This window comes from Synechococcus sp. CS-1329 (assembly GCF_025128055.1).
Classification (GTDB): Bacteria; Cyanobacteriota; Cyanobacteriia; order PCC-6307; family Cyanobiaceae; genus Regnicoccus_A.
The window spans coordinates 61,892-67,891 of the sequence record NZ_JAHLYS010000028.1 but is presented as its reverse complement, the minus strand read 5'-3'; the positions used below and the strand labels follow the sequence as shown (position 1 = coordinate 67,891).

Here is a 6,000-nt window from a genome sequence, read left to right as displayed (position 1 = left end):
TGCGGCATCAACGCCGATATGGCAGCGCATTCCAAAGAACCACTGCTTGCCCTTGGCCACCGAGTGCATTTCAGGATCTCTCTCCTTCCGCTTGTTCTTGGTGGAGCTGGGGGCATTGATGATCGTGGCATCAAGGATCGTTCCTTCCCTCAGCATCACTCCTCTCTCTCTCAGCATCTGGTTGACACCCTCAAGAATCTGCTCCGCGATCCGGTGCTCTTCCAGCAGATGGCGAAAGTTGAGAATCGTCGTCTCATCAGGGATCCGGCCTTCCATCGTCTCGATCCCTGCGAAGCGGCGGAAGCAGGGCGTATCGATCAGCATCTCCTCCATCAGGGGGTCTGAAAGCGTGAACCACTGCTGCAGTAGATGGATCCGCAGCATCACCTCCAAAGGAATCGGCGGACGACCTCCTTTTCTGGACGGCTTGTGATACACGGGCTTGATCAGGGCCAGAAACGCTTCCCAGGGAACCGTGGCCTCCATCTCATCCAAGAAGCGCTGGCGACCGCGTCCTCTTTGTGGCGTAGATCTGCTCGTAGTCCGTGAAGCCCAGCTGGAGGGGTTCGGCCATCCGTTCCAGTCTCAGTCTTGGATCTGGACTGATTTTAGCGGGTTTTTCAGGGATTCCTTAGGATCCTTTAATTAGGGCTTCCTGATATAAACAGGCCGCCTGCACTGAAGAGCATTCGAGTCTTTTAGGCGGTAGTATGTATGCCATTCTCCTCATTGCTTCCGACAAGCTGCTCAGAGCTTTCTACATCGGTCGACGCGAACCTCGTCATCAGCTCTCGTTAGAAGGATTCTTCCTGCCATTTGGCGGCAAGCTCCTTGATGATAACCGCTGGATCAAACTTGCCGAAGTCATCCCCTGGGATGTCTTGGAAGATGGCTATGCATTGCAGTTCTGGAAGGGCTTTGGAGCGCCTCCGCCAAGCCATTGCGTGTGGCGCTTGGCGCATTGATCATCAAGACTCGGCTGGGCCTAACGACAGAGCTACTAAGTCAACATCCTCCGGTGTGTTGGTCTCGCCAGCACCGAATACCAGCACGATCTTCGCGCGCTGCACGATCGAGTGGGGCAAAGAGCTGGAGTTGGCGATTCTCTGCAGCTGCTGAACTTCGTCCATCGTGAGGACCAGAGGCGGCATCGGACGACCGACACCCATGGGAAGGCTCCCTCGGGAGTCCCTCTACGTCCTATCAGTTATTTGCGGGTCTGTACACTAGGCAGGACAAGTACCTATCGAATAAAAGGCTCCACATTCGGCATAGAATTAAAGAGCTCCAAAAACCTATCATATAATTCATCTCTGCGTGCTAGATAAGCAGAGAGCTGCTCCTCAAATATATCTGCAAAGAATGAAGGAGGTGAAGTGGCTATAGCATAAGCCTGCGCTTCGGTAATGACAGGAATTCGCATTGTATCTGCGAGACCCTGTAATCTTGCATCATGTACAATAAGCAAAGAAGGAATGCCTGCCTGCAAGCCAACCATATTGGCATGCATACGATGTCCGATGGTAGCATTAGAACTATACGAATGCTCAAGCCATGCATCAACATCAAAGAAATATGTAACTTTTCGTTTTGCTTCAGTTGAAAAACGACTTGGTATCTTAGTTTCTTGACTAGCTTGCTGCTGATATCGTACCGAAGATATTCCAGAAGGAGTTTGCACAACAATAGAAGATGCCAGTTCTGTAAAGGCTGATAGAAACAGATGGTCTGACGAATGCCCCTCTGGCGGTTCATTTACGACAAGCCGGAGCTCGTTCCACGAGCTTGCTGAGCGAATGGTCTGGAGGCGGTCACGATAGGTGATCGCAAGACGATCTCGATCAGATTCGGATATGAAATTGGAAGGGCAACCAGTGATTATGTAGTTTGTAATCCCAAGGTCCTGCAAGCATTCTGCAGTCTTAGAGCATCTAACGCTGATCTGATGAGAATGTTCTGATAGTATTAAGAGCAACCTCCTGGTATTCTCACTTATCCGAAATGGGTGATCGCCAATGGTAGCCTGTATCCCGAGGCCAATCGGGGCGAGCTGAAGAGGCCTGCGACTTAAAACTTCAGATCTAGAATAATTACTTTCCTCAAAAGAGTTGCCTTCTCCAATCCAGTTAGCACACGAGATCAGAACCAGATCTGGCAGATCTCCACTTCCATAGAGTATAGCATCAGCGTTTCGTGGATCTGCAAGTTGTGCAGAGGTAGTGTCAATGAGGCACTCAAGCCCTTTACGGAAGACTAGATTGCCGGTATTCTCTCCAGTCGCGAACATCAGTTCACTAAGGCTACGGTCATAAGACCTCGGCACTGATGCCCGAACAGGGAGGTCGAGCCACACTACTCTTTTGGGTACATGATTCATAGAAAGAGGCGCAGAGTCATAACAGAGAAGCTAGTCAGAGTTGCTAATTTGATGGCCCGGAGAGTCAGAGCAATTGTAGCGCAAGTCTCAAGTAAGATACACCTCTAAAAATCTCTTGGCAATCTGATGACCTGAATGATCATCAGAAAACTTTGCTAGATCCGTGGTCTGATAATTGCAGTGTCCCTGGCTCATTGCATTGAATAGACTGGCGGCTGCCTTTGCAAAGTCTATCGGCAGGTATGAGTCGCTAACAGTTCCGGATCCATAGCGCATAGCGAACTCAGAGCATCCATGCCCGGGCCCAACAATAGCTAGCGTACCACATGCATACGCTTCAACGAGTATATTTGGCCAGTTGTCCTCTAGGCTAGCACTGAGAACAGCGTCTACACTCCGATAGACTTGAGCTATCTCTGAAGGATCTTTTAGATGTCCATGAGCATAGGCCTTGATCCCATTCCGTTCAAGCGAATCCGCAGACTCCTGCGAGCCATGCCCAACGAATGCAACTTCCAACTCCGTATCAGCAATAAGACGAGGCAATTGGTTTAGGGCCTCTAATGCAATAGAAAACCCCTTCCGACGTTCATGACTTGAATCCGCAATAAGAAGAACTTTAAACTTACCAGGCTCCAGTAAGCCAGCAGTTCGGTTGGTGTTGATATGGAAAGAATCGGTGTCGACAGGGTTGCGGATAACATAGCTTTTTGAGTCAGCAACGATTGATGCCTGTCGGGCGACATTGACAAGATGAGCGCTGGGAGCAGTCAGACGGACATTCGGTGAAGCAAATATCTGCTGCTTGATCCTTAGATTGTGAGTGGGGCTATAGCTTGGAAAACGCTCTACGTCCAACTGTGGGCAGTTCAGGCATCCGGTTAACCATCGTGTACAGGTATGTGGATAATGACATCCGCCAAAAAGGTAGCAAAAGTCATGACAGGTAAACACTACCTTAACGCCAAGCTCTATAAGCAACTGGATTTCAGTTAACGTTATCAGATAAGAGCACCAATGAATATTTAAAACATCAAACCCGCGCAAGAAAGAAACTATGAAGCTGCGAACATAGCCAGGGTATTCGACAGTATAATGCGTATCGCTGAAGAGCTTATTGGATCCTCCGCTGTGGCTGGCAACATCAGCGAAGACTGCTTCGCCAAGTGATTGCATATCAATCAGCTCAATACTATGTTCTGGGCCTAACGTAGCTTGTATCGCGTTGAAGACCCTTTTCGCAGCTATACCGGCACCTCCTCCGGTAGCACTTGTGAGAATAGCAATTCTGGCCATTTATTGCCTCTCTTTCAGTTCAGCACTGAGCATGGCCTTCAGGCACGACTCCTGCAGTGTACTTAAGCTTTCCCTACTGCCTATGATGTCATTAAGTTCGACTCTTATAGTATTACTGGAGATTTCCTGGTGGTCATTGAAGAGCTGAACAAGTATGTCTAGAGTCTTTCTAGCTTCACTGAAGCCACCATGCTTCGCCTGAACGAGGGCCAACTGAGTAATTGATTCGGCTCGCTTCCCTCTTGTTTTGCAATCTTCGTGATAGACACTATAGGCTAAATCTCTGTTTATGTGATGACCCTCAAAGTGTTTTGCAATTCCCAAGAAAAGATCTGCATCCATTGCATAATGATCATCAATATCAAGTTCACCTGCGACCTCCCAGGCTTTCCGCGTAAAGAATACGCTCGGCTGGATTAAGTGGTGGCTCGCATAATCTAATAGATACTCAAATTTGATTTTGTCGGTTGAAAATTCAAAATGATGAATTGGCTGGAAGTCTTTTTCGGTCATAAACGCATTTCCAACGATAAAGTTAGTGTTGCTTGTAGTAACAAACTCATTTCTCACAATATTTAATGCGTAAGGCAGCAAAATATCGTCACCATTTAACCAGCCGTACAATTCGCCGGTTGCCCGTGCAAATCCCTTGTTGATAGCGTCACTTTGTCCTTTGTCTGGTTCACTGATAACAACTGAAAAGAGATCACTGTAATGATCTAGGATTTGGTGGGTTGAATCGTTACTGCCTCCATCAGAAACAATGATCTCAACACCGCGTAGGTCACTAAGCAGAAGACTGCGTAGAGTCTTTTCAAGAAATGCGCCAGAATTATATATTGGAATCACTAGTGAAAGGCTTGAAGCGTTAATGTCAGGATCATTCATGTAATCGTGGACAAAGCCATCTTCCCATGGAAGAATCGATGATGGATCAAGAGGTGGTTTAAACATGCTGAAAATGGCGATTGATCAAATCAAACTGCAAGCACATGATGTGCCGATAGCGGGCATCATCAAGATGTGCCAAGATAAACTTGGCAACATTGCGATTGTAAATTCGATGTTCTAACAGTTCCGAATAGAATAGCTGTGCAAACTGATAAGCTGAACTGAATGGATCAGATATCTTCGAAATTGCCTCTAAGGCGGCATGGTGGCTATTTCCGTTTGGATAGATATCTGTGAAGTAAGATGAGGTATTTCTAACCATTGTCGAAAGGTAGAGGCTGGCAATCAATATATGCTTTCGAACTTTGATAACATTTGAACCTGATGTGACAAATGTATCTCGAATTGCGGGATAGTAGTGGTTGGTATTCTGGCTAATTGTCTTCATTAGCCCGTGTATTTTCATGATCTCGGATTGTTGGTAGCATTCGCCTAGCAGAATAGTGGCACTATTGTAGACAGAACAATCGTCTGAACCTCTAGAGATGTGCTGGAGATCAGCATTAGCTGTTATTGAACGCTTCTTGTGATGCTTTGGAGTGTAAAAAGCTGTTCTGAGTAGTTTTGAAAAAGACAGTTTTTTGATACACTCGGATTCAATCTTACAGGCGAACTGATGAGCAGCCTCTTCACTGCTAGTTGCATTCGTGTATCCAATGTTATTAATCGTCTCTACATAGGGATGTAAGGCGGCTGGACTGGTATACGTCTGTGGATGAATCTTATGGTGGTATATCGTGCCATCCATGCAATAGCCATTAAGTTTTCCAAGAACAATGCTTCCCATTAAAAAATCCCAGCCTGGGATTCCGTAGGCCATTAAGCTTGCTACTTGTTTGTATTTACTTAGTATCTCTAGGCAGTCTGCTAATCCGTCTCGTGTAAATCCAAAGACATCTAGGCCGCCTCGGTATGTCTTCCAACTTGCCGTTGGGTTGTGTGTATTATTGATTACATCTACCCTTGTAAAGGCAAAGGCTTGGGCTATGCTATGAGCAAAATCATTGCAAGGCCGATTGCCAGCATAGAATATATCAGAATTTGTCAGAATGTAATAAGGCTTGACGGTAGAATGATAAGCCAGTCGAAGAACTTCATTGATGAGAGGAACTGGCTTGCCATAGTTGGTCAATCCAGTCTGTTCCGTGGTTATCGCGCATACCTTAACCTTTAATCCCAAGGCTTCAAGCTTCGTTGCTTCTTCATCAATATTGAACGAGATTACATCGTGTCCAGTGGAAACAAAACTCTCGATGCAGGCTTTCTGCCATTCAACGTCTCCATATGGATTGATGCTTGTGATCACAAGCGGCTTTGCCGCTTCGCCCATTAGAGTGACGGTCTGTCTTGTCATGCCGTCTTCACTTCCGTGCAGG

General features: G+C 46.7%; 4 protein-coding genes and 2 pseudogenes. 1 reads left to right on the top strand and 5 read right to left on the bottom strand.

The window, feature by feature from the left end; genetic code table 11:
• Positions 1 to 574 (bottom strand): annotated as a pseudogene (locus KQ304_RS05585) (IS5 family transposase); the annotation flags it as partial.
• Positions 575 to 710: 136 nt separating this feature from the next.
• Between KQ304_RS05585 and KQ304_RS05580 the strand changes: the two are divergent.
• Positions 711 to 1,003, top strand: a pseudogene (locus KQ304_RS05580) (hypothetical protein); the annotation flags it as partial.
• Between the two features lie 240 nt (positions 1,004 to 1,243).
• Here the strand turns inward: KQ304_RS05580 and KQ304_RS05575 are convergent.
• The 4 genes from KQ304_RS05575 to KQ304_RS05560 form a co-directional block, all read right to left on the bottom strand.
• Positions 1,244 to 2,287: a polysaccharide pyruvyl transferase family protein gene (locus tag KQ304_RS05575; protein ID WP_259736126.1), complete on the bottom strand. Its 1,044-nt coding sequence runs from the start codon at positions 2,285 to 2,287 to the stop codon at positions 1,244 to 1,246.
• A gap of 177 nt (positions 2,288 to 2,464) precedes the next feature.
• Positions 2,465 to 3,673 (bottom strand): glycosyltransferase, encoded by a 1,209-nt coding sequence (locus KQ304_RS05570; protein ID WP_259736125.1) that lies wholly within the window; start codon positions 3,671 to 3,673, stop codon positions 2,465 to 2,467.
• A complete protein-coding gene (locus tag KQ304_RS05565) occupies positions 3,674 to 4,627 on the bottom strand; it encodes a glycosyltransferase (protein ID WP_259736124.1) in 954 nt (317 codons plus the stop codon). It abuts the gene before it with no gap.
• Positions 4,620 to 5,978, bottom strand: coding sequence for a hypothetical protein (locus tag KQ304_RS05560; protein WP_259736123.1), 1,359 nt, complete (start codon positions 5,976 to 5,978; stop codon positions 4,620 to 4,622). Before KQ304_RS05560 ends, KQ304_RS05565 begins: the two co-directional genes overlap by 8 nt.
• Between the last annotated feature and the right edge of the window lie 22 nt (positions 5,979 to 6,000).